Source organism: Cognatundibacterium curvum (genome assembly GCF_014284235.1).
In the GTDB taxonomy this organism is placed as follows: domain Bacteria; phylum Pseudomonadota; class Gammaproteobacteria; order Burkholderiales; family Burkholderiaceae_D; genus Undibacterium; species Undibacterium curvum.
The window spans coordinates 61,179-84,755 of the sequence record NZ_JACOGD010000002.1; the positions used below are offsets into that span (position 1 = coordinate 61,179).

Annotated in this window: 17 protein-coding genes and 1 pseudogene; 14 read left to right on the forward strand and 4 right to left on the reverse strand. The window is 48.1% G+C overall.

The genetic code is table 11. The annotated features are described in order from the left end of the window. Nucleotides 1-152 precede the first annotated feature (152 nt). From glmS to H8K43_RS03450, 4 genes are all read left to right on the forward strand, one after another. Nucleotides 153-1,970 (forward strand): glutamine--fructose-6-phosphate transaminase (isomerizing), encoded by a 1,818-nt coding sequence (glmS, locus tag H8K43_RS03435; RefSeq protein ID WP_186879407.1) that lies wholly within the window; start codon nucleotides 153-155, stop codon nucleotides 1,968-1,970. Nucleotides 1,971-2,078: 108 nt separating this feature from the next. Then, entirely contained in the window at nucleotides 2,079-3,764 is a 1,686-nt protein-coding gene (locus H8K43_RS03440) for a TnsD family Tn7-like transposition protein (protein WP_186902585.1), read from the forward strand. A gap of 356 nt (nucleotides 3,765-4,120) precedes the next feature. Beyond that, nucleotides 4,121-5,371 carry a hypothetical protein gene (locus H8K43_RS03445; protein WP_186902586.1) on the forward strand — a complete coding sequence of 417 codons (1,251 nt, stop codon included), beginning with the start codon at nucleotides 4,121-4,123 and terminating at the stop codon, nucleotides 5,369-5,371. Nucleotides 5,372-5,467: 96 nt separating this feature from the next. Next, a complete protein-coding gene (locus tag H8K43_RS03450) occupies nucleotides 5,468-6,274 on the forward strand; it encodes a DUF4238 domain-containing protein (protein ID WP_186902587.1) in 807 nt (268 codons plus the stop codon). Between the two features lie 1,764 nt (nucleotides 6,275-8,038). Here the strand turns inward: H8K43_RS03450 and H8K43_RS03455 are convergent. Further along, the gene (locus H8K43_RS03455; RefSeq protein WP_186903006.1) at nucleotides 8,039-9,010 is read right to left on the reverse strand and encodes a helix-turn-helix domain-containing protein; all 972 of its coding nucleotides are present in this window, start codon (nucleotides 9,008-9,010) and stop codon (nucleotides 8,039-8,041) included. A gap of 308 nt (nucleotides 9,011-9,318) precedes the next feature. Between H8K43_RS03455 and H8K43_RS03460 the strand changes: the two genes are divergently transcribed. The 6 genes from H8K43_RS03460 to H8K43_RS03485 all read left to right on the forward strand — a co-directional run bounded on the left by H8K43_RS03460 (nucleotide 9,319) and on the right by H8K43_RS03485 (nucleotide 14,714). Beyond that, nucleotides 9,319-10,125: an SDR family NAD(P)-dependent oxidoreductase gene (locus H8K43_RS03460; RefSeq protein ID WP_186902588.1), complete on the forward strand. Its 807-nt coding sequence runs from the start codon at nucleotides 9,319-9,321 to the stop codon at nucleotides 10,123-10,125. Nucleotides 10,126-10,195: 70 nt separating this feature from the next. Further along, complete coding sequence (locus tag H8K43_RS03465; protein WP_186902589.1) at nucleotides 10,196-10,648, forward strand: nuclear transport factor 2 family protein; 453 nt, start codon at nucleotides 10,196-10,198, stop codon at nucleotides 10,646-10,648. 41 nt (nucleotides 10,649-10,689) lie between these two features. Continuing rightward, nucleotides 10,690-11,577 (forward strand): enoyl-CoA hydratase/isomerase family protein, encoded by an 888-nt coding sequence (locus H8K43_RS03470; RefSeq protein WP_222610954.1) that lies wholly within the window; start codon nucleotides 10,690-10,692, stop codon nucleotides 11,575-11,577. A 75-nt stretch (nucleotides 11,578-11,652) separates the two neighbouring features. Next, nucleotides 11,653-11,949 (forward strand): YciI family protein, encoded by a 297-nt coding sequence (locus H8K43_RS03475; protein ID WP_186902590.1) that lies wholly within the window; start codon nucleotides 11,653-11,655, stop codon nucleotides 11,947-11,949. A 24-nt stretch (nucleotides 11,950-11,973) separates the two neighbouring features. Next, the gene (locus H8K43_RS03480; RefSeq protein WP_186902591.1) at nucleotides 11,974-12,681 is read left to right on the forward strand and encodes an SDR family oxidoreductase; all 708 of its coding nucleotides are present in this window, start codon (nucleotides 11,974-11,976) and stop codon (nucleotides 12,679-12,681) included. Nucleotides 12,682-13,163: 482 nt separating this feature from the next. Then, nucleotides 13,164-14,714, forward strand: coding sequence for an FAD-dependent oxidoreductase (locus H8K43_RS03485; protein WP_186902592.1), 1,551 nt, complete (start codon nucleotides 13,164-13,166; stop codon nucleotides 14,712-14,714). Between the two features lie 804 nt (nucleotides 14,715-15,518). On the opposite strand, the gene H8K43_RS03490 is transcribed toward H8K43_RS03485, so the two are convergent. Both H8K43_RS03490 and H8K43_RS03495 read right to left on the reverse strand, forming a co-directional pair. Next, nucleotides 15,519-16,085, reverse strand: coding sequence for a hypothetical protein (locus H8K43_RS03490; RefSeq protein WP_222610955.1), 567 nt, complete (start codon nucleotides 16,083-16,085; stop codon nucleotides 15,519-15,521). A gap of 37 nt (nucleotides 16,086-16,122) precedes the next feature. Further along, nucleotides 16,123-16,689, reverse strand: a complete 567-nt coding sequence (locus H8K43_RS03495) for a hypothetical protein (RefSeq protein ID WP_186902594.1) — start codon at nucleotides 16,687-16,689, stop codon at nucleotides 16,123-16,125. Between the two features lie 510 nt (nucleotides 16,690-17,199). Between H8K43_RS03495 and H8K43_RS03500 the strand changes: the two are divergent. Further along, nucleotides 17,200-17,544: pseudogene (locus tag H8K43_RS03500) on the forward strand (zinc-binding dehydrogenase); the annotation flags it as partial. Nucleotides 17,545-17,801: 257 nt separating this feature from the next. Here the strand turns inward: H8K43_RS03500 and rtcR are convergent. Further along, nucleotides 17,802-19,400: an RNA repair transcriptional activator RtcR gene (gene rtcR / locus H8K43_RS03505; protein ID WP_186902595.1), complete on the reverse strand. Its 1,599-nt coding sequence runs from the start codon at nucleotides 19,398-19,400 to the stop codon at nucleotides 17,802-17,804. 679 nt (nucleotides 19,401-20,079) lie between these two features. Between rtcR and H8K43_RS03510 the strand changes: the two genes are divergently transcribed. From H8K43_RS03510 to rtcA, 3 genes are all read left to right on the forward strand, one after another. Next, the gene (locus tag H8K43_RS03510; RefSeq protein ID WP_186902596.1) at nucleotides 20,080-21,210 is read left to right on the forward strand and encodes a slipin family protein; all 1,131 of its coding nucleotides are present in this window, start codon (nucleotides 20,080-20,082) and stop codon (nucleotides 21,208-21,210) included. Nucleotides 21,211-21,277: 67 nt separating this feature from the next. Next, complete coding sequence (locus H8K43_RS03515; RefSeq protein ID WP_186902597.1) at nucleotides 21,278-22,507, forward strand: RtcB family protein; 1,230 nt, start codon at nucleotides 21,278-21,280, stop codon at nucleotides 22,505-22,507. 25 nt (nucleotides 22,508-22,532) lie between these two features. Beyond that, nucleotides 22,533-23,552 carry an RNA 3'-terminal phosphate cyclase gene (rtcA, locus tag H8K43_RS03520; protein WP_186902598.1) on the forward strand — a complete coding sequence of 340 codons (1,020 nt, stop codon included), beginning with the start codon at nucleotides 22,533-22,535 and terminating at the stop codon, nucleotides 23,550-23,552. The last annotated feature ends 25 nt before the right edge of the window (nucleotides 23,553-23,577 follow it).

Sequence of the window (23,577 nt, forward strand, 5' to 3'; positions counted from 1 at the left end):
AATATCCTTCCAAAAATAGGTATTTAATGAAATTTATGATGAAATGTATTTGGTGGTTTCATTATATTTCAAAAGTATTTAAATTTTGAAATATAAATTCATTGCCTCTGGATTAGCATAGCGGCATCTTAATTTTTCTTTGTGAGGCCATTATGTGCGGTATTGTCGGTGCAGTTGCTCAACGTAATATCACTCCTGTATTGCTGGAAGGTTTGAAACGTCTGGAATACCGTGGCTATGATTCCTGCGGCGTGGCCTTGCATGTGAATGGTGAATTGCAGCGTTCGCGCAGTACTTCACGCGTTGCTGAATTGCAGGCGCAGGTGGATCAGACTGGCCTGGCTGGCTTTACCGGCATTGCCCACACCCGCTGGGCCACGCATGGCGTACCTTCTTCCGCGAATGCCCATCCGCATTTTTCGCGCGAACGTATCGCACTGGTGCATAACGGCATTATCGAAAACCATGAAGAACTGCGCGCCGAACTGAGCGCACTCGGCTATGTGTTTGAAAGCCAGACCGATACTGAAGTGATCGCGCATCTGGTCGATCATCTGTATCAGGGCGATCTGTTTGAAACCGTGAAGTTAGCCGTCAAACGCCTGGTGGGTGCTTATGCGATAGGCGTATTCTGCCGCGATGAACCGCACCGCGTGGTCGGTGCACGCCATGGCTCACCGCTGATCGTTGGTGTTGGCGAAGGTGAAAACTTCCTCGCTTCCGATGCGATGGCACTGGCCGGTGTGACCGATCAGATTATCTATCTGGAAGAAGGCGACGTCGTTGACCTGCAATTGCAGCGTTACTGGATCGTGGATATTGAAGGCAAAGATGTGCAGCGTGAAGTGCGTACCGTACACGCACACAGCGGCGCGGCCGAACTGGGCCCGTATCGCCACTACATGCAGAAAGAAATTTTCGAACAGCCACGCGCTATCAGCGATACGCTGGAAGGCATGACCAACATCATGCCTGAGCTGTTTGGTGACAAGGCATTTGAAGTCTTCAAAAAGATAGACTCCGTGTTGATCCTGGCCTGCGGCACCAGCTACTATGCTGGCTCCACCGCGAAATACTGGCTGGAATCCATCGCTAAAATCCCGGTCAGCGTAGAGATCGCCAGTGAATACCGCTACCGCGACAGCGTGCCTAATCCTAACACCCTGGTCGTCACCATTTCTCAAAGTGGCGAAACTGCTGACACCATCGCCGCACTCAAACATGCGCGCAGCCTGGGCATGGAACATACACTGACCATTTGCAATGTCTCCACCAGCGCCATGGTGCGTGAATGCGTACTGTCCTACATCACCCATGCCGGCGTTGAAGTCGGGGTCGCATCGACCAAGGCCTTCACTACCCAGCTGGTTGCCTTGTTCCTGCTGACGCTGACTCTGGCGCAGTCCAAAGGCCGTCTGAGTGCTGAAGATGAAGCCGCGCATATTAAGGCGCTGCGCCATCTGCCATCCGCAGTCAGTGCCGTGCTGGCGCTGGAGCCGCAAATAATTTCCTGGGCTGAGCAATTTGCTGCTAAAGAAAATGCCTTATTCCTGGGCCGTGGTCTGCATTATCCAATCGCACTCGAAGGCGCGCTCAAGCTCAAAGAAATTTCTTACATCCACGCTGAAGCCTATCCGGCCGGTGAACTGAAACATGGCCCGCTGGCGCTGGTCACCAAAGAAATGCCAGTCGTGACCGTCGCACCGAACGACGCGCTGATTGAAAAACTCAAATCCAATCTGCAGGAAGTCCGCGCGCGTGGCGGTGAATTGTTTGTATTCGCCGATGCCGATTCCCACATCACCTCCAGCGAAGGCGTACACGTCATTCGCCTGCCAGAACACTACGGCCAGCTGTCCGCCATCCTGCACGTCGTACCGCTGCAATTACTCGCCTACCACACCGCCCTGGCCCGCGGCACCGACGTCGACAAGCCACGTAATTTGGCGAAGAGTGTGACGGTGGAGTAATTGTTCCCGACAATTAAAGTCGTAAACTGGCTATTAAAGTCGTAAACTGCTTATTAAAGTCGTAAACTAAAAATCTTCAAGAAAATGCACAAACCTGAATGATCAGGCTTGGGCATTTTTGCATTTGACGAAACGCTATTTAGTTGGTGTAGCCGCTTTCACCGTTTGGCGGCCAATGGTCAGGACAAGAATACTTGCTTGCAACTCTTTGGAGATACGCGTATTGGTTCAGCGCATGACTTTCCAGCTCGTATCGCTGTGCTGGCTGCCAGGAGCCGGGGTTGCCTTGGGACTGCTTCTGACATCATTCGCGAGAGGACGCTCTTGCCCTTTTATCTCCCATTCAAAACAATTGAGGTGGGCATTGAGGCAGTGAGTGCCCTATGTGGTCCTGGTATAGGGCATTTAAAGTATCGACTTGGACTCTTGACGAGTGGTGTGGGAGCCGCACATCCTTTGAAAGCATGCCCAAAATGTATTTGTAGTGATTTGAACACGCATGGATGGGCATATTGGAGGCGAAGCCACCAATTGCCCGGTGTTTGGCTCTGCCCAGAGCACCTTACTCCGTTACGAGCCTCCAGTCTAAAACTATTGCAGGTAGCTCGTTTTGCATGGGTTCTCCCAACGCAGGCCAATTGTGCCCCGCTGGCTGGATTGGAGGATCGCAGACTGTCGAAACAGGAAACTGAATGGCTACTGAAGCTCGGACAGTTAAGTAATGAATTGCTGAACTGCTCGCCAGGAAGTTTTGCAGATCCAGTGCACATTGCGGAAGTGTTCAGAATCCGCCTAAAATCTCTTGGTATGACACATGCGAGCGGAAGTGTTCGATGGTCATTGGTCGAAGTCCAGCTTAAAAAACTGGTATCGAATTTAATATGTTTGCCAGCACTCAATCACGAGGCAGACGCTCATCTTCTGCGACCTCAGTTTTTGCGAATTTTATCTGGCCGGAATATGACTCACCCACTACGTTACCTGGTATGGATATCAACGTGGTTTGATGATCTGGCACACTTCAAGTCAGAGTATCAAAAATTGGGTGGTTATAACAATCATTGTGATTTGGCACCTGCGTCAAACAAGCCAATACGTGGACCGACGAATGAGCAAGCAGAAATTATTGCGATGCTATGTACCGGTCAAATAAGTTTGACCGGTGCTGCGATACGAGCTGGCGTCGCTTACGCAACAATGGCTGCATGGGCTTCAAAAGAAGCTGTTGAAATTCTACGTCGCCCGAAGAAGCTGAGTCCTACCCTATGGGAACAAGCTGTGAAAATGTTGCGCGACGGTGCAGATAAATCAGATGTGAGCAGGCAATGTCAAATCTCTGTGGTCACAGTGACACGAATACTTCGCACCGTGCCAAGCCTCCAAGATCACTGGCATAACCTAAGACATCAGGAGCGTCGTGATGCTGCACAAAAAGCTTGGAAAAAACTTTTTCCACTACACAAGTATATGGGTATCAAGGAACTCAGGAGCCTGGAACCAGCGGTCTACGCATGGCTATATCGGAACGACCGCGCTTGGTTAAAATCCTCATTAGACAGCGCATATAGAAATAAAATATCTAATCATGCAGCTAGACGAATTGAAAATGATGATGAACGAATGGCGATGTTTTTAAAGAAGCTTAGTTTAAGTCGGATAGCAAGTTCTTCAGGATGGCGACTAGATGAAATCAAGCTAGCATTTCCCCGGATCGAAAAAGTAATTCGTCATCCGGAAAAATGGCCTGCCACGGTGAAAGCGTTATCGTTCGTATTGGCTTCACGGTCGTTGTAGCAAACCAAAATTGAACCTGGAGGTATAGATATCAATAAGGCTCGTCGTGATTGGGATGCCTTGCGCCAACATTGCGAGAATGACGACAGGTAATATACCGAATTTTATGGAATCAAGATTGGTCGAAGCTCAGTCCTGCGAGGAACGGACGATAGTGATGTTGTACTTGCTGTTAGGACTCCGTACGCACTTGATCCTTTTCTTTTTCCGATACAGCTTCATGCCAAAGAAAAAATTAGTCGTTTGCGATTTTTTCGAGATGAACTAAATACACGGAGCGTGGCAATTGGTCAGTTTTCCTAGTGCTATATTTGCGATACTAATCGAATGCCATCAAGACTGGAATAGGGGAAAAAATGGAAAAAGACAAAATTACAAAAACTGCCGAAAATGCTAGTTTGGGAGAGTATCGTTGTTCCGCGCTCCTCGCGGAAAGATTCTGGGTATTAAGCCGTAATGTTGATTTGGACGGAGCCGATTTTCTTATCCAATTAAGCGATCCTGGCATTCGTTTCACTGACCCCCTTCCTCCTCGGCTAGGAATTGTTCAGTCAAAATTTTCTCAAGATAAGAACACAGTACATTATATTCCGTCGAAATACGTTGTTGACGGCAAGACTAATGAGCCTTATGAAGGCTATTTTCTCTTAGTTCATACTGGGCGTGGGAGTGATAGAAAAAGATATTTATTAACTTCGGAGCAAATGGTATCAAAATTAAAAATAACGAAAGACGATTCATTTTGCGTTGGTGCGTTTGCTTACTCGGTGGAATTTGAATCAAATGACGATGAGAAGACCCTAGATGTTATTGAAAAGGTTTTACGGAATCGAAGTGATGAGGATGCTAAACGCTTTTTGCATGCCGTAAATATTCCTGAATATCCGCTCAAGCGCGCAAACGTAGAAAGTAAATGGCTAGCACCTATTCCGAATGAACATCTTTTCATTCCTGATGAAATCTACAAGATTAAGCATGGGTTAAAAATGGTCTTGGATAGCATGGCCGCATCCTTTGAAGACATAGGGGACGCTCTCATGGAGCGCGACGTAGAAGAATGCATGAAGTTACTTGAGAAAATTAAAGATGACTCATCCGTCGTGGAGGATGTGAACGGATTCATGTTCGACAAAATAGGGCCATTTAATTTGGGCGGAGCGTTGTTGTGTAAGGCTATCGAAATTCACAAAAAACGCTATGAGCTGCTTTTGTCAGATAAAGAAAAGTCCCAATGTTATATTGAGTTGCAAGAAAAATTAGAAGGAATTTGCTGGCGAGAGTTTGAAAAATTATCGCCGAAGACAAAATCGGTACCAGGAGGATTGAAATATGTCCCGTATACATGCACATTGTCGTTCGATGTAAGTGAAAAAAATTGCTCAACAGGCAACATTATTCTTTCAATAGATTCGAATAAAACTATTCCTGAGAAAAAGAATAGAGTCGTCATAACCCGAGAGATATTTACTAGTAGTGATGGAAGTAAACTGGAGGCCGTGAGGGATATGCACCAAGCCATGCACTTGGCGCTGGCGGAATATTTTAAAATAATTTTCCCAGCCGAAAAGATCGGAGATGTCAAACTCCCTATGTTGTTGATGGAGTAATTATTCCGTTTGGCGACTTGGCATATCGCTTTTGCATCAGGTGCGGTCTCTGTAAATGCGGATAGTTCTTGGTTTATCGAATTCCTCTGAGGTCATATGAAACATCACTATGTGCCACAGCATTACCTTCGAAATTTTGCAGGAGCTGAAGGGAAGTTGTTTTCTTTCAATAAGATCACTGGGAGATTTGATATTCAAGGAAAAACACCAGCACAAATTCTTTATGTCGATGATCTCCATGCTCTCGAAACGCACGGTAAAAAGGATTTCTTCATCGAGACGTCGTTGGGAACGTTAGAGGACCTAGTCAAGAAGTTCGTGAATTTAATCTCCTCGCGTACCGATAAAGAACTGGCGGAGTTGAAAAAGAATCCGGAGTATTGCAATACCCTAAAGCTGATGCTCACCATTCAATTTTGGCGATTGCCGGAGAATGCAGGTTTGGCCCATGAGCGATCTGCTCACTTACTTGAAATGTACGACGAGAGTTTAAGTACTGGAATCTGGAATTCGATGCCTTTGCCTGATAGAAATGAAGTGAGAAAGTGGAAAAAGGCGCGCGACAATAAGAACGTTAGAAAGATAATCCAGTTTTTCGGCCTGCCGTTAATCTCTTGTCGTTTTGACGGGACGCTCCCGGAAGGAATGGAAGTTTTGGGAAATGATGGCGGATTCGATTTTATTTGCTCGGATAGGCCAATTTATTGTCAGCAGTTTGCGAGTGACATTTCTTCTGCAGATGAAATATATTTCCCGTTGACGAAAAAAGTAGTGGTTGCAAAAGGCCCGTTCGCCACTGAAAGAGATTTTAATGGTATTCAGCTGACCTTAATGGAAAACTCGCGTGAAAAAATTTACGGTTCCTCAGTTGATTTATTACGATCCTGTGCGTTTTCTCGCTGAATTGACTCAGTCAGTTTGATCCACCTTCCACTTCCTGGCGAAAGCGGCCAACCATACGACCCCACAAATCCCAGTTTTTTCAGATCGAGATGAAGCGGGGGCAATTTTCAGTGCAAGTCAACAACGTCAACCTCAGCTGTCTGTTCTCACCTCGTTTCAATCTTTGCATGGGGTGACTTGAAATTTTTCTTGGTGACCATATAACTCTCGTTGAGAGGGCTTCCCCTCTTACAACTCATTTGAAAAAAGAGGTTTAATATGGCTCTCAAACCAGGTCCAAAACCAATTGCTAAATCAACAGGAAAGCCTGATCAACGTCGACGCGACAACAAAGGTACACCTGGGAATACTCCAGCTTTAAAACCAAGCAAGTCTTCCAACCCGAACAAGTAACCCAACATTTATCTGGCGTCTATTCAGGGCACAGCACCATCCAAGTTGGGGTGGTGCTGTCGCTCTGTTCATTTGCTAGCTGAGTTGACCCTATCAGTTTGATCCACCTCCACTTCCTGGCGAAGGCTGCCACCGGGTCATACGAGGGGTCAAATTTCAGTGTAAATCAGCAGTGAGTCTCAATTAATTCCATTTTTTGCAGTTAGTATTGATTCAGGTGATGAATTAATTGCTATTGAACTCGATCGTCATGAGTGACTTCTTCCTAGATTCGCGCCTATACGGAAAGGGGACTGAATAGCTCTGTTTTCAAAATCACTATATCCCTCGGACACCTTTCCGGTTCGCCTATGCGGCCGTCAAATTGCATATGCTGGGACTTCGACCAACTTTATTGAGCGTTTGCAGATATACCGCTGTTCGCAGGCTACTCCCGACCAACTTTAACGATTAAAATGGTACTTTTGAAATCAATCACTTAGCTCTATTTGCCCGACCAACTTTATTTGCGCTAGTCACTCTTGATTTATCGTAACCTCGCTGTAGAGTATTTTGGCGTGACACTAATATCGAGCGATGGGAAGTTGACTCAGTTGGCGAGCGGGGGAGTAGCCATGCCATTATTCAGCTCAGAAGTGACGCCGCTACTGACTCCACTAACGAATGAAACCTTATTCAGTATTTTGAGCCGTCACCATGCATTCTGGGGACATTCCTTGGCAAGAAAAACGAGTCTTCTGTTATTTGGAAAAGCACGAGGCGGCTATCACCATGATTTACCGAATTGTGTTCATGCTTTTTGTGAACGCACAGAAAATCGCTATGGGAGTAGTGACACTGTAAACGTAGGCCTATCCGATGATAAGTCAGCTACATTCGTGGCAAAAGCTACCGCTAATCACTCAAGTTTAAATATCTGTTCGCAGTGGTGGCCTGCGATCCTGGTATGTTGGTATCGCCACTGGTCAAGGATCATGACATCAAAACCAACATGTTTTTTCACATGGCCTCGGGGCCTGCGTGCTTGCCTGCTGAATGGGAAGACTACGTAAGGAACGAGGTGGCACAGGATTACTGAGCGCTATGCCATTGATGCCTAGATCCGTGGCACGCTCGCTGCACGAGCGAAAGCAAGTTCGGCCAGGTGGTTGCAGCCCGTGCGTAATGAACTGGAACACTGACTACTCACCTGCCGGCACGGCCAGGGCCAACGATGTCTACCCCGAAGCGTTTAACGCCATATCCTGACGCATATCGCCGATTTTCTCTTCAACCAAGTTGATGATTTCTGGCCTTGGAAATGCTATCTGTCAGTATCGCTGCGATATAACGCAGCGACCTTGCGAACTTGCTGTTTTACTCAAGGTAGCCCTATAAATTATCTTGAAGGCGTACTGTTTGCGGGGTCTTGCCTGTCCACGAATGGAACGCTCTGGCAAACGAGTTCGAGTCTTCAAAGCCCAACAGGAAAGAGATCTCAGCACTCGACATCTCTGTATTGCGCAGATAGTGTTGGGCAAGTGACTGTCGTAAATTGTCAAGCGTATGTTGAAAACTGGTTCCCTCATCTTGAAGCCGACGCTGGAGCGTGCGTATGCTTACCGCTAGCTTGCGACTGACCGATTGTATGGACACCTCACCAGCGGGCATCGCTTCCAGCAATGCGCTGCGCACACGCTCCACCATACTTGCCGTCTTGTCCAGATCCGCCAATCTCTGGCGTAATGAGGGCTCAAAAAATAACCACATTTTGTGATTTTCGGTCAGGAATGGCCGCGTCATATCCTCATTAGAAAATACCACAGTAGCTAGCGGAGCATCAGTGACAGCAATGCCGAAATAGTGTTGGTAAGCCATTGTATGACGATGCGCATCAAGCGTGGAGGGCCAGCTTACGCGCAGGGGAAGTACATGGCTCCGTGTAGCCAACCGCACCAGCTGGACGAAAAACACTAGCTTAAATATCAGGAACACCTCTGGTGGCCGTTGAGTATGGTCCATGAAATCCATGGTGATCGTTGTATGAGCAAAGCTGCGGTCGATCTTGATGATCATTGGCGCGATCAGCCTGACATATTTTGCAATCCGTTCGAGCGCGCTGGCGAGGTTTGCGCTGCATAGCGCGGCAAATAATTCGGGATCGAACCAGTCGGACGACATGACCTTCGCTATTTGCAATGCAGTCGGTAGTTCCGAATCAATAGATGCAGCCTCTTCATCGATCGCAGTCCATAGCTTAAAAAAATTAACTGGATCCAGACGAACGTTTTGGCGGGCAAATAAGTCCCCTGGCAGCTGCGCCCGTCGCAAAACCGGCGATGCTGAAATGCCGGCGTCCTGCATCAAAAGGCGCCATCCTGGCCAGATTGCGTATTCAAATATCCGGCTTTGGCGGCTTACCGGTATATGGGTGGTTTTAGTATTCACAAGCGAAAGTGTAGCGGGCCAAATATGCCACTGCAATAGCAAAACGCGCCAATTTCACTTTTTTCAATTGGCGTGTTCGGCAGCTAAATTGGCGTGTTCTGCTAGTGATGGTAGCGTAAATTGTAGGCAAAGTATCGGTAACGGTAAGGGGGCAGATAAATTACTTGTCACCCCGTGTGTACCGAATCGCTGAGCAATTTCATTCAACAAATATGGGGTAACACATGAAAAAAACAGTCTTAATTACCGGCGCGTCGTCCGGCTTTGGTCTGATGCTTGCCAATAAACTCCATCGCGAGGGTTACACGGTAATAGGTACTTCCCGTCAGCCGGAAAAATATGCGCGCAACGTGCCGTTTAAGATGCTACGTCTCGATATTGATGATGACAACTCCATCAGGTCATTCACGCAAGAGCTATTCACGCATATACGCCACCTAGACGTCTTGATCAACAACGCCGGCTACATGGTCACGGGGATTGCAGAGGAAACGCCTGTCGAAGTTGGCCGCCAACAGTTTGAGACAAACTTTTGGGGAACAGTGAAGGTCACCAATGCTTTGCTACCTTATTTTCGCAAACAGAAAAGTGGCCAAATTATTACCGTCAGTTCGATCGTCGGTCTGATCGGTCCGCCGAATCTGTCCTATTACTCGGCATCAAAACATGCTGTGGAAGGCTATTTCAAGGCGCTGCGATTTGAGTTGAACGACTTTAACATCAAGGTCAGCATGGTGGAGCCGGTCTGGTTTAAGACCAAGCTTGCCGAAAATTCAGTCTTGTCGACAGGTAGCAATATCACGGACTACGACAACTATCGCAAACAGGTGCGTGCTGCCACCCAAAAAGGTATCGACGGGGCCGAAGCACCCGATGCAGTCATCTGCACCATCAGCAAGATCATAGAGACTAAAGAGCCGAAGTTCAGCAACCCAGTGGGAAAGATGACTGGAATGATTCTTTTCTTGCAGAACTATGCACCAAAAATGTTTGAGGGTTCGATTCTTAAGAGTGTGAAAACAGCAGCGTAATTGCTGTGCGATTTTGCGGCGTAACTCGATGAACTGATGCCGCTGATAAACCAAATTTTAGGAGATTTAAATGAGTATGCTTGATACGCATTCCTTCCAAAACATCCAGACGGGCATACCCCATCTGGCGGCCCAGAATGGACTAGCTGAATGGCACCGCATTGTTGCTTCCTCGGATTGGGACAGCCTCCCAGCCCTGTTGACAGAGAACGTTGTTTTTCGCAATCCGGCGGCGATTGAACCCTACCATGGCAAAGATACGATGGTCGCGATCTTGTCTGCAGTCTTTGATGTGATGCAGGAATTTACCTACCTTCGGCATTTCGGTAGAGAGACCGGCTATGTAATGGAGTTTAGTGCCCGCGTCGGTGCTGAAATCGTGTTCGGAGTTGACCTGGTTGAATTCAATCAGGAAGGAAAGATCAGCGATTTCATGGTCATGATGCGACCTGCCAGCACTGTGCTGGTCTTGGCCGCTGAGGCGGGAAAACGTCTTGCGGCAAGTCATACCCCAACGGCGTAACGGGCGCCACAACGAACTCACAACATTCAACGAAAGTATTTATGAACCAGATTAAACTGATTGCAGCGGTGATCTTTTCCGGCGTACTGTCGCTCAACGCCGTCTATGCACAAGAGACTAAGCAAGCTACGACCTCAACTCCGACAGCTACACCGACTCAGGCTCACAGCACGATCCGTGTTGAGCGCCTGTCGGCGTCGATTGCCCAAGTACATTTTTTTAATGCCCCTATCAATTTCATTGTTCCTGAAACCATCGCTGCCTTGAATGACGCCGTGAAGGCATTAAGTAAGGACGAGCAGATCAAGGTAGTGATCTTCGTCAGCGATATGAACGGCTATTTTTTCAACCATTTTGACACCAACCAGTTTCCTGCCTTCCTTGGACAGAGTGGTACCGATAACCGGCCGTTGTGGGTTGAACTTATTACTAATCTGTCAAACGCATCATTTGTCACTATTGCCTCAATTCGTGGGCGGACACAGGGTGGTGGGAATGAACTGACGTTGGCGTTCGACTTGCGTTACGCCAGCAAGGAGAACGCCATCTTCGATCAGCCTGAAGTCGGCATCGGCTTGTTCCCCGGCGGTGGCGGCACTGACATGTTGACGCGTCTTACCGGCCGTGATCGCGCCTTGGAAGCATTTTTGAGCAGCGATGATTATAGCGCCGAGCTGGCGGAGAAGTACGGTTGGGTCACTCGTGTACTGCCTGATGCTCAACTCGATGGCTTTGTCGAACGGATGGCCCGTCGCCTCTCCTCGTTCGACAAGGCCGCACTTGTCACAACCAAGCAGCGCATCAATGAGACGGTATTCCCTAAAGAAGCTGAGCGTATGGTTTCGTACAGCGCGTTTACGAAATCTCTTTCCTGGCCTGCAGCAGCGCTTGCCTGTCTTTGGCAAGATGTACCAAAACGTCGGACTTGAGAAAGTGGAAAGTAATATGGGCTATTACATTGGCGAAGGCAATAAGCAGTTGCAAATGAATGAAAAGGCAAAAAAATGAAATATTACCTGTGCAAATTCGTACCCCCGCGTGCTGATTTCCTTACCACGATGTCGGCAGATGAACTCACGTGGATGGGGCAACACGGTGTTTTTCTCAATGACCTGCTCGCAAAAAACGTGATCGTCGCACATGGTCCAGTGATCGACGAAAACGGTGGTTACGGTGTCTCGCTATACCAGATCGCAGATCAAGAAGACATCACGTCTTTTACTTCGCAAGATCCAATCGTCAAAAATGGCGTGGGTCATTATGAACACTACGTGATGCTGCATCTTGCATCGCGTCCCTAAACCCTCTTTCGAAAGATCACTAAATTGAAAATTCAAGGCTCTATCGCGCTCGTCACGGGTGCTAATCGTGGCTTGGGTGCTGCGTTCGTCCGCGCGCTACTGGCTGCCGGCGCTGCTAAGGTCTATGCCGCCGCCCGTAACCCTTCGAACATTGTGGAAGCTGGTGCGGTGCCGGTGCTGCTCGATGTCACCCGCCCTGATCAGATTGACTCGCTTGTAAGCGAATTGGGTGATGTTAATCTACTGATTAACAACGCTGGTATCGGTGGTTCGGGCTCTGTGCTGGCAGCTACCTCTGTCGACGCATTGCGTCAACAATTTGAGGTCAACGCAGTTGCGCCTTTGCGTATGGCGCAGGCATTCGCGCCGACCCTGGCCGCGAGCAGTGAGAGCGCCATCATCAATGTGATTTCGGCGCTCAGTTGGGCCACCCTACCAGGTGTGACCGGTACGTACAGCGCATCTAAGTCGGCAGCGTGGGCATTGAGTAATGCGATGCGGCAGGAATTGAAGGCACAGGGGACGGAGGTACTATCGCTTCATGTTGCATTCATGGATACCGATATGGCACGCGGAGTCCCAGGAGAAAAAGCATCGCCTGATGAAGTTGCGCAAATGGCGCTCGCAGCACTGGAAGCGGAACAATCCGAGCTCCTGGCTGATGACGTAACCCGCAACGTACACGCTGGTCTTACAGCTCTGCCACCGCTTTATCTGGGTATGCTCGGCTGATATGGCTCGAGCGGCCGACTCACCTAAGGCATGCTTTCCTGAAAATTGGGAAATAGTCATGCCATTATTTAGCCCAGAAGTGAGGGCGTTACTGAATCCGTTCCCTAAGAAACCTCATTTAGTATTTCAAGTTGTCAACATGCAGCTTGCGAATATCCTTTGAAAAAAATGAGTCTTTCGTTGTTTGGAAATGCGCGAGGTGGTTACGTCAAAGATTTCTAGACCTATGATAAAATTCCTCCAGTCGAAAAAGGTGGACCGGCGTGGTGAGCCCCGGTCAACGTTCCATCAGGAACGTCAAAATGCGTTCAGGAATATGCTGAATGACCACGACGAGAGCGGACGTGCGCCGATTTCTCGTGGAGCCTTTGTCGAAAGCTGAGCAGCACTCTTGTGCCGTTCGGCAAATCCCTCCTCGTACTTTGCACACGTCCTACATCTGTTCATCGTCAATTCATTGACCTAAGCACAAAGGACGTATCATGTTACATACCCCTGTTCTCATCATCGGCGGAAGCCTCGTTGGCCTCTCGGCATCTCTTTTTCTTGCTTGGCGTGGCGTACCCCATATCCTTGTGGAAAAACACATTGGCAGTTCTACTCATCCGCGCGCCATGGGTTACACCGAAACCACGCTGGAGCACTATCGCATGGTTGGTATTGCCAACCGCATTCCTCAGACACCTCCTGAATTCCGTCTGCGCCGTGTCACGGTAACAAATCTTGCTGGTAAGTGGTTAAGCGAGCATGCTTGGACACCTGGCGAAGCCGATAAATATAATTCGGGGCTGTCGCCGAATACAGGTGCGGCCATTGCGCAAGACAAACTGGAGCAAATACTACGTAAGGCGGCTTTAGAGTTGGGTGCGGAGCTGCGCCTAGGCACCGAGTTAGTGCATTTCGAAGATCGTGAGGATGAAATTGTTGTACAGTTGCGAGATCGGAATAACGGGCAGGAATACACTATCTCTGCTGATTACCTCATTGCTACAGATGGTGCCGACAGCCCTGTTCGCGAGCACCTAGGTATTGCTCGTGAAGGTGTAGGGCATGTCCGAACGGTTCGTAGCGTGCTTTTTACATGTCCTGAGGCTGATCAATACCTTGCGCGCGGCGCCCAACAGTTTGAAATCGAACAGGAAAATTTCCGCGCTTTCCTGACAACCTACAACGATAGTCGCTGGCTGTTGATGTTCGTTGACGATAACGAGCGCGGCGAGGATGAATTGCGTGCTGCGATTCGCCAAGCCTTGGGTCGCGACATGGCATTTGACATCATCACTACCGGGCGCTGGGAAATGGCTGGTCGCATTGCCACGCAGTACAAAAAAGGACGTGTATTTCTCGCCGGAGACGCTGCGCATCAGCTTCCCCCAACCCGAGGTGGTTTTGGTGCAAACACCGGCATTGATGATGTGTGGAATTTAGCGTGGAAGTTGCAACGCGTACTGGATGGTACTTCCGATGCATTGCTACTCGACACCTACGATACCGAACGACGCCCGATCGGTTGGCTTCGCCATCAACAGACCTTTTCCCGGCCAGATTATGCCAAATGGGTGGATTCTGGCTTCAAAGCCGATCCACTTTTCAGAAATGACGCAATGGAACTGGGCCAACTGGTGCGATCTTCCGCAGTCATCGGAGCCGGACCAGAACTTCCTGCCGCGGCATCGCCAATTGAATGGGCAGGACAGCCAGGGACGCGAGCTCCGCATGTTTGGCTAACAAACACGGCTGGCGAGCGAATTTCTAGTCTGGACCTGCTTGGACTTGAGTTCGTTTTGCTCGCAGAGGCACCAGCTTGGCGAGAGGCGGGTGATGCATTGAAGCTAAAACTGATTCTTATCGGGCAGGACGTACATTTTGCGGATACTGAAACGTTCTCAGCGAAATTCGGCATCCCGCCATACGGTGCTGTATTGGTTCGCCCCGATGGCATCATTGCATGGCGCAGCAACAATGCTGCCCAAGCTGGTGGTGCTAATGAGTTGAAGCTGGCGTTAACTCAGGTCGCAGCATCCGCATGCTAATTGGGTTTCCGAAAAAAAGGCTTCAAACTTGATTGGGCATTTTCTTCCCTTAGGGGAGTAGCAACTCCTCGGATGATATGGGCTGATCTAAGGTTTGTTGCATGACGCCCGGCATCCAAAACAAATATTTAATTTTCGTTTACGGCTGCCACATCGCTACCATTTATCCTCTTAGCTTTGTGGCAGTCATCTCTTTCTGGCTCGTGAAAGCTAAAGCCATAACTTTCAATTTCCCAAAAAAATGGCATATCTCGCTTGAACAGTAGACCATGATTTAATGCGGATTAGATTCAGCGGAAAGATAACGTTTTTCTTCAATATGATAGCTCTTGTTGATCGTTAATCCCTTACAAAATTTATCTCGACTAACTTTATTTGACGGTTATTTTTTAAGGCATATTTCAAACTATTTTCGACCAACTTTGATATCAAATTGGTTGCAAAAAAAATCAAGAGCTTAGCTTTGATGAGTTCGACCAACTTTATTTGCTTTAGTCATTTTTGATGTTCCCGATAATTAAAGTCGTAAACTGCTTATTAAAGTCGTCAACTAAAAATCTTCAAAAAAATGCCCAAACCTGGATGATCAGGCCTGGGCATTTTTGCATTTAAACGTGAGCACAATCGAGCTCTTGATTTATCGTAGCCTCGCTGTAGAGGATTTGGGATAACCCCACAGCGCAGACTTGGGACCGATCCCAAGCAAGCTTATGAAAACGCCTATGCACTCACTTTAGGTTGATGCCATTGCTGAAAAGAATAGGTTTGCGCTGTTGTTTTGGCACAAACCAAGCACCTATGATTTTATTTTCTGAGTTCTGGTGTTTCTAGCAAGACTTTCTGCAGCTTCTGTAGTAGATCCTCGGTAGAGCGGCGTGCGCTTAAAGAGTGATCTCGCTTAAATTCGTCGAACTCCGCAGCACCATCACCTACTACTTTTTTCTCAACGATCAATTGACCATTTTTATCTGTAACTTTACAGGTTAGCTCAGTTGTGAACTTTGTTGGTGGCCAGGTTAATGGGCTGGGTGATGACGAGTTTGTCAGAATGATAGGCGTAAAAATAAGTGAAATATCGTATTTTGTAATCAGCTCTTTCTCTTGCGGAGATTTCAGGCGGTTCACATCCTTAAATACGTTTGACAATACTTTATAAAAGCCAGGCTCAATGTCCTGATAAGGTGAATACTTTACTTTGTCACCACCACCACCTGGAGTTGTTACTTCAGCATTGAGTGAAGCCGGATCGATGTAGTATCCAACGCTTTTATCAATTTTCTGACTTGTTTGTACTGCAGATATTTTGTCGAGATCAGATTTCAGGGTAATCGGATGTGCACAGGCTGCCATTAATACTGGTACGGCTAACACAGTCGCTATTTTTAGTATGCGAAACATAATTAGTTAGTTATTTAGTTGCTTGATTGAAAGAGTTGTCAGCGAACAGGGATGCAAGTAATTTTTGTACTGCAACGTTGTAAGACTGAACAGCCGAAGGAATTGCAATGCTTCCCATAAACGACGAACTGAATTCATGCTTTACAGTTTTTACCTGATTGTAACTTTCTTTACCGTCTTTTTTTACGATAAAACGTGCTGAAACTGTTGTATATCCAGTACTGAAACCAGCAGCATCAATATCATTTTTTAGTAGTGTGCCGGTTACTTCTATTGCAGCATCATTTGACAGGCGGTTTGCCATTTGAAGCTCTTGTTTTAACGCGGTAGTCAGATATGCGGAGTATGACTGATCATACGGTGAGGCCAAGGATGAACCACGAATAGAAATGGTGTTGTGATTATCAGAAGATTTTTCAGAAGTAAATGGAGTTACTTTCAACTGAGTTTGACTATTATTTTTCAGTGATTGCACGTTATCCATCGATGTATTGTAGCTGGGCGCTACCATTGCACATCCTGTAGCAAAGAAAACGGTAGCGCCGCAAACCACTGCTGATTTGAAAATTGATTTCATTTTTTAATATTTGTAGTTAATTTTGGATAAAAAATAATATTGTTATATATGAATGATGTCAATCACTCGTTTTACACTGTTGAAATTGCTTTTTTAGAAAAAGGCGTTAATTTTTTTTGCCAAGTGTCTGATACGTGACTTTTTTATCATTCTCCAAGCGAATTTTCTGCACTTCTCACAATATTGCGATTACGGCATTGGCCTCATTTCATGGTTTATTAATCGCTTATGCCGAGTATCTGCTTGTCATGTTTTTCGTGGGTAACGCTCGTATTTTAAATACTCTGGCTTACATTCTTACCCAGTTACGCTGTTATATACTTAACATCTCTCGCAACCGTTTTGGCAGAAATTTTCTGATTAGCTGTACTGCAGGACTAAGTTGCCGACGGTCAGTGCATAGTAAAGTAATGGCGTTGTCGCTCCCTGCCATTGCTCGCAGAGGGCGATCAGAAGTCCGGTTCTGATGTCGTCCCATACATCCAGTTCTGACTTACAGGCGATTCCACGTCCAATCAGAATTATGCCGATCTGGCTGAATTGATTGCACCAAACAGCAAGCTGAGCCTGATTGATGACCCAGCTGTCCCCACCGATGTGATGAAGCTAAAACGTAAAAGCGTCTCGCTACACTGGGAATTCATGTTCACCCGTTCTCTGTTTCAGACCAGCGACATGCTCGCGCAGCATCGCTTACTGACTGAAGTTACCGCGCTGATAGACGCAGGCGTCATACGCTCCACGCTGGGTCAGCATTTCGGCAACATCAATTCGGGTAATCTAAAGCGTGCACATGCGTTGCTTGAAAGCGATAAAGCACGTGGAAAAATTGTGCTGGAAGGTTTTACAGGCTAAGTCTTGTTTCCTGCTATTGGTTAAATGCTCTCATCACCAGAAAAGCGCGGTGAGAGTATTACTGTTTTTTACTATGTAGATGTTTTTCAACTCAGCTTGCAGGGCAAGAGTTTCTTATGCAGAAATATAAAGTACACGAAAATCACGCATGATTTTTTTGAAGACTTGTGCGCCATAATATCTGCCTGTTGGGGAATGCGCAGTGTGCAGACTAGCCAGATCAGGCGGCTCAGTTTCCGCATCAAGAGCAGCCCCCCTCACCACCCCTGCACCTGACTAAAACTCAAATCAAACTTACTCAGATATTTACGTAAGCGGTCGGCGTCGTTCGGGGTTTTTTTGTCTTTGCGGCTGTGCTCAAATAAGCTGCGGCCGGCGTCGGACAGGCTGGCGGATTGTTGGCAGATCTGGATCACATAGGCTAATTGCACGCGGTCGAAAGGGTCGATCTGGGTTTGCAGCGCGATCCAGTCCGGGTGGCTGAGGGTTGACTGCGTCGCCAGCGCGCTTTGCTCAGATCCTTGGTTGCGCAAGCTCAGGCGTTGTACTTCGGCTTGTACCAGTGGCTGATCGATGCGGCCGGAATCGGCCAGCGTCGCCATGCGTAGCAAGCTGCCTGACAGGTCGCGGAAATTTCCTGCCCATTGTGTGCTGCCCGCCATCGCGTAATCCAGATAGATTTTTTTCGCATCGGAATTGAAGCGCACTTTTTTACCTAGCTGGCCGGCGATGCGTTCCAGTTCAAATTCCAGATTGGGTTCTATGTCTTCGCGTCTGTCCTTCAGGCCGGGCAGGGTGTATAGCCAGGTATTGATGCGCGCGAATAAATCCTCACGAAAACGCCCATCCCTGACATCCTGACTCAGGTCTCTGTGGGTGCCGGCGATAAGCTGAAACTGGCTGGAGATTTCTTTGTCGCTGCCCATGGGGAAGAAGCGTTTTTCTTCGATCGCTTTCAGTAGCATGGCTTGCTCATCTAAGCCCAGCTCACCTATTTCATCCAGAAACAGTAAGCCGTTTTCAGCAGCTTTCAGATAACCGGCGCGAGCTTGTAAGGCGCCGGTAAATGCGCCTTTGGTATGGCCGAACAAAGCAGACATGGCGCCTTCACCGCGCAAGGTAGCGCAGTTGACGTCGATAAAGTCGCCTTGCAACTGATGTTTGGCGCGTTTTAATTCGTAAATGCGTCGCGCCAGAAAAGACTTGCCGGTTCCTGTCGGGCCGGTCAGCAGTATGGGTGAGGAAGAGCGCAGCGCGACTTGTTCGATCTCGGCGATCGTGGCATTGAAGGCGGCGTTTTGGGTCGCGATGCCGAATTTGAGAAAGGACAGGTCTTCTTCCCGTTCGGCTTCAAAGCGGCTGGCTAACTGATTGTATTGCGAGAGGTCCAGATCGACGATGGCGAATGCACTGCTGTCATCGCGCTGAGGATTGCGTGGTGGTGATGTCTGTAGCAGCTTCGCGGGGAAGTAGCGTGTTTCGGTCAGCAGGAACAGACAAATCTGCGCAACGTGGGTGCCGGTGGTGATGTGCACCAGATAGTTATTCTGTTCGGTGTTGAACTGATAGCGACGCGCAAAATCATGCAGTGCTGAATACACTTCAACGAAATCCCAGGGGTCACGCATGCGCAGCAGTACCGGTTCGACCACAGTCTCCGGTGAGATACGTTTGATATCTGCGGTAATCAGCCTGAGTAAAGCGTCATGCGCGCCGATGTGGAACAGGACCAGCCGATGGACCAACATATCCTCTTGCTGGCACAGCGCTATCGTCGGACGCCAGCGGCTCCAACGCTGCGCGCTGAACCCGGCATCCAGCGTAGTGCCCAGAAAGCTGAAAATCACATTATCCATTTTTATAAATACGTATCTGAAAATATATGAATTTGATTTTCCTATAGACGTGAAATTTTTGCAAAGTATTTTGTTTTTAAAAAATATCCTTATGAATCAGATATTTGCAAATTTTTTTAGAAAACTGTGCCGAGCTGGCACGCTTATCGCAATACAGTCAGGGTCTTCAACGACATGGATTGCAACAGGTAAGGGTTCCAAAGCCCTTCCGGTGCTTCCGCCTCCACCACGGTTTTCCGTCAGGTGTATCGGCAGGAAGTATGCCGCAGCTATGTCATGAAAACAGTTTGCGATGTTCTGGTGAATTTATCCGGGTTCGATTCCCGACATCGCTGGAAATGGACTGCTCATTTGGTAGAGCCACTGACAAATACTCAGTTCTTAGTGGGTTCGATTCCCACTCCACTTACCTTAACCGGGTATGCATGTAACACAAGTAGTAAAGGGTGGGAGGCGCGTAAACTGAACAGGTAAAACGCTTCCTCATTGTAGTTGACCGGAATTTGTCATCACCGATCTGACCAGGGATGTTTCAGTCTTGTTTGTGTGCCGCAATGAAAGCAAGCGTCAACAATCAGGCACGATACCTTCCTGCTCGATTTAGCTGAGACACATTGTCGTCCTCTGCAAACCACCCTTCCCCCTTGGTTCAATAACAGAAGAGAAAAAAGAGAGAATCATGAAAATTAAAGTACAAAAAAATGAACGGGCCATTTTATTTAAAGATAAGGAATTCGAGGAAATTCTGGGCCCGGGTGAACATGTGCGCCGTAGTTTGTTTGCGACTTATACCTGTCAGCTTGTCGATATGGGCAAGGTAGAATTCGACGGCCCGGTCGCCGAGTATTTACGTCAGCACGAAGCGGCAGTGACAGAAGAGAATTTTTACGTCGCCGATGTCGGTGATGAAGAAGTGGTTTTGCGTTACGAACATGCGAGTCTGGTTGAGATTTTAGCACCGGGTAGCCGTAAATTATTCTGGAAATGGGGTGCAGCGCAAAGCTTTGAGCGTGTGAGCATACGTGAGAATTATCAGGTTCCGGAAAAATTGTTAACTTATCTGGCACAACCTGCTCTGCGCGGAAAAGCGGTGGCTGGCCTGCAGAATATCTTAGCGGCACAAGTACCGGAATCCTTTGTCGGTTTGTTGCGTGTCGATGGTAAGTTAGTGGCGCAGCTCACACCTGGTAAAACTGCTTACTGGCGTTTTAATCGCGACATACAGCTGGAACTGGTCGATACCCGCTTGCAGGTGCTGGAAGTCTCAGGTCAGGAAATTTTGACCCGCGATAAAGTGAATTTGCGTATTAACCTGAATGCGCACTGGCAGTACGATGATGTCAGTCTGGCTTATGCACGCCTGGCAAAACCTGCTGAGCATATCTACCGCGAATTGCAGTTTGCGCTGCGCGCGGCGGTTGGAACCCGCAGCCTGGACGAGTTGTTGGAAGATAAGCAGGTCATTGATCGTGTGGTTGATCAGTATGTGCAGGAAAAGCTGGCTGGCTTTGGCTTGCGTGTCGCTGGCATAGGTGTGAAAGATATCGTGTTACCAGGTGAGATGAAGGTATTGCTGGCACAGGTAGTTGAAGCTGAAAAAGCCGCTCAGGCCAATGTGATACGCCGGCGCGAAGAAACTAATGCGACCCGTTCTATGTTGAATACTGCCCGTGTGATGGAAAGTAATCCGATTGCGCTGCGCTTGAAAGAATTGGAGACTTTGGAAAAAGTCGCGGAACGTATTGATAAGATATCCGTCTTTGGTGGCTTGGATCAGGTCTTAAACGGACTCATCAAGATTAAAGCCTGAGCGATGCGTAAAGCAGGGGACGATGCATCCCCTCCTGCAAATAAAAAGAACAGAAAGAAAAAAGAAAATGACGAATAAAAATTACCAGTTACTGGAAATAGACAATGCTGCGCCGATCAAAATGTGGACCGAAGGAGTACCGGTTGAGGCCGATGCGAGAGCGCAGTTGATCAACACCGCACGTATGCCTTTCATCTATAAGCATCTGGCTGTAATGCCCGATGTACACCTCGGAAAAGGCTCGACCATAGGCAGTGTGATACCTACCCATAAAGCGATTATTCCCGCTGCCGTCGGGGTTGATATCGGTTGCGGCATGATCGCTTGCAAAACCACATTGACCGCCAAAGATTTGCCCGACAATCTGGCACCTTTGCGTGCTGCGATAGAACAGGCTGTGCCACACGGTCGTACCTCTGTCCGTGGTAGTCGGGATAAAGGTGCCTGGGGTGACCGTCCACCTGCATTGGTGGATGAGGCCTGGAAGTCATTGCAAGGCGTGTTTAATGAAATCACCGCTGACTACCCGCAGTTAATAAAGACCAATCAGCATAAGCATTTGGGTACGCTGGGAACCGGCAATCATTTCATAGAAATCTGTCTCGATGAACAGGATACGGTCTGGATTATGCTGCACTCGGGTTCGCGTGGTGTCGGGAATGCGATTGGTACCCTGTTCATCGAGTTAGCAAAAAAAGATATGCAGCAGCATTTGTGCAATATCCCGGATCAGGATCTGGCGTATTTCGAAGAAGGTAGTAAATACTTCGGCGATTATGTGAAAGCCGTAGGATGGGGGCAGAAATTCGCCAAAACCAATCGCGAAATCATGATGCAGCATGTGATAGACGCGATGCGTAAAATCATTTCCAAGCCATTTCAAACCCATCTGGAAGCCGTGAATTGCCACCACAATTATGTGCAGAAAGAGCGGCATTTTGGCGAGGATGTGTATGTCACCCGTAAAGGTGCGGTATCCGCGAAAAAGGGTGAGTTGGGCATTATCCCGGGATCGATGGGCGCCAGAAGTTTTATCGTACGTGGTTTGGGAAATGAAGACAGCTTCAGCTCTTGCAGTCATGGTGCGGGACGAACCATGAGCCGGACCAAGGCTAAAAAGCTGTTTTCTCTTGAGGATCAGATACTTGCGACGCAGGGCGTGGAATGTCGTAAGGATGCGGATGTGATTGATGAAATCCCGATGGCCTACAAGGACATCGATGCCGTCATGCATGCGCAAAAAGATCTGGTTGAAATTGTGTATACCTTAAAGCAGGTGGTATGTGTTAAAGGCTGAAAATTCTAAGAATAAAGCGGCGTCTGTGTTAGACATAGACGCTTCACAAGGAGAAGGTGGCGGGCAGATATTACGCACCGCCCTCTCCTTGTCTATCCTGACCCAAACGCCGGTTCGGCTAACTAAGATCCGCGCGAAGCGCAGTAAGCCGGGCTTAATGCGTCAGCATTTGAGTTGTGTGCGTGCGGCTACTGAAATTTCAGCTGCCGTCGTTACTGGCGATGAAATCGGCAGTGATAGCCTGAGCTTTGAACCAGGGCCGGTGCGTGCGGGTGAGTATGCTTACGCGATTGGCACCGCCGGTAGCTGTGCCCTGGTATTGCAAACGGTGTTGTGGCCGCTGTTGTTTGCCGATGCGGAGAGTCAGGTGACGATAGAGGGCGGCACCCATGTGGATATGGCGCCATCCTTTGAATTTTTAAAATTCAGCTTTTTTCCTGTACTCGCGAAAATGGGTGTGGATACCGTGCTCAGTCTGGCTAAGCATGGTTTCTATCCGGGTGGCGGTGGAAAATTACAGGCGCAAATTCGTCCGTGGCGGCAGCGTAATGCACTCGATTTACAAACGCGCGGAGAATTTGTCGGACAACAGGCACTGTGTCTGACCGCCAATCTGGATCCTGCTGTCACTGCGAAACAACTCAGCGAAGTTGAACGTCATTTGCAGTGGCCGCGCGACAGTTTACAGCATCAGGGCTTACGTAATTCACATGGCATCGGCAATGCTTTGATGCTGAGTGTGCAGAGTCGTGCACATACCGAAGTCGTGACTGCATATGGGCATAAAACCAGATCGAGTGAATATGTGGCACAGCTCGCCTGCGATGAGATCAGGCGTTATCTGGCGGGCGATGCTGTCGTTGGTGAGCATTTGGCGGATCAGTTATTGCTGCCGCTGGCTTTGGTGGGCGGCACATTCACCACTAATCTCATCAGCGAACACTTTACAACTAACGCCGCATTGATAGAAAAATTTTTGCCCGTGAAGTTCTGTGTTGAACAAAGGGGAGCGAACTGTTTTGCAGTAAGCTGCGCTTCACCTTAAGCATCGTCAGCCTGGCATCAGCCAT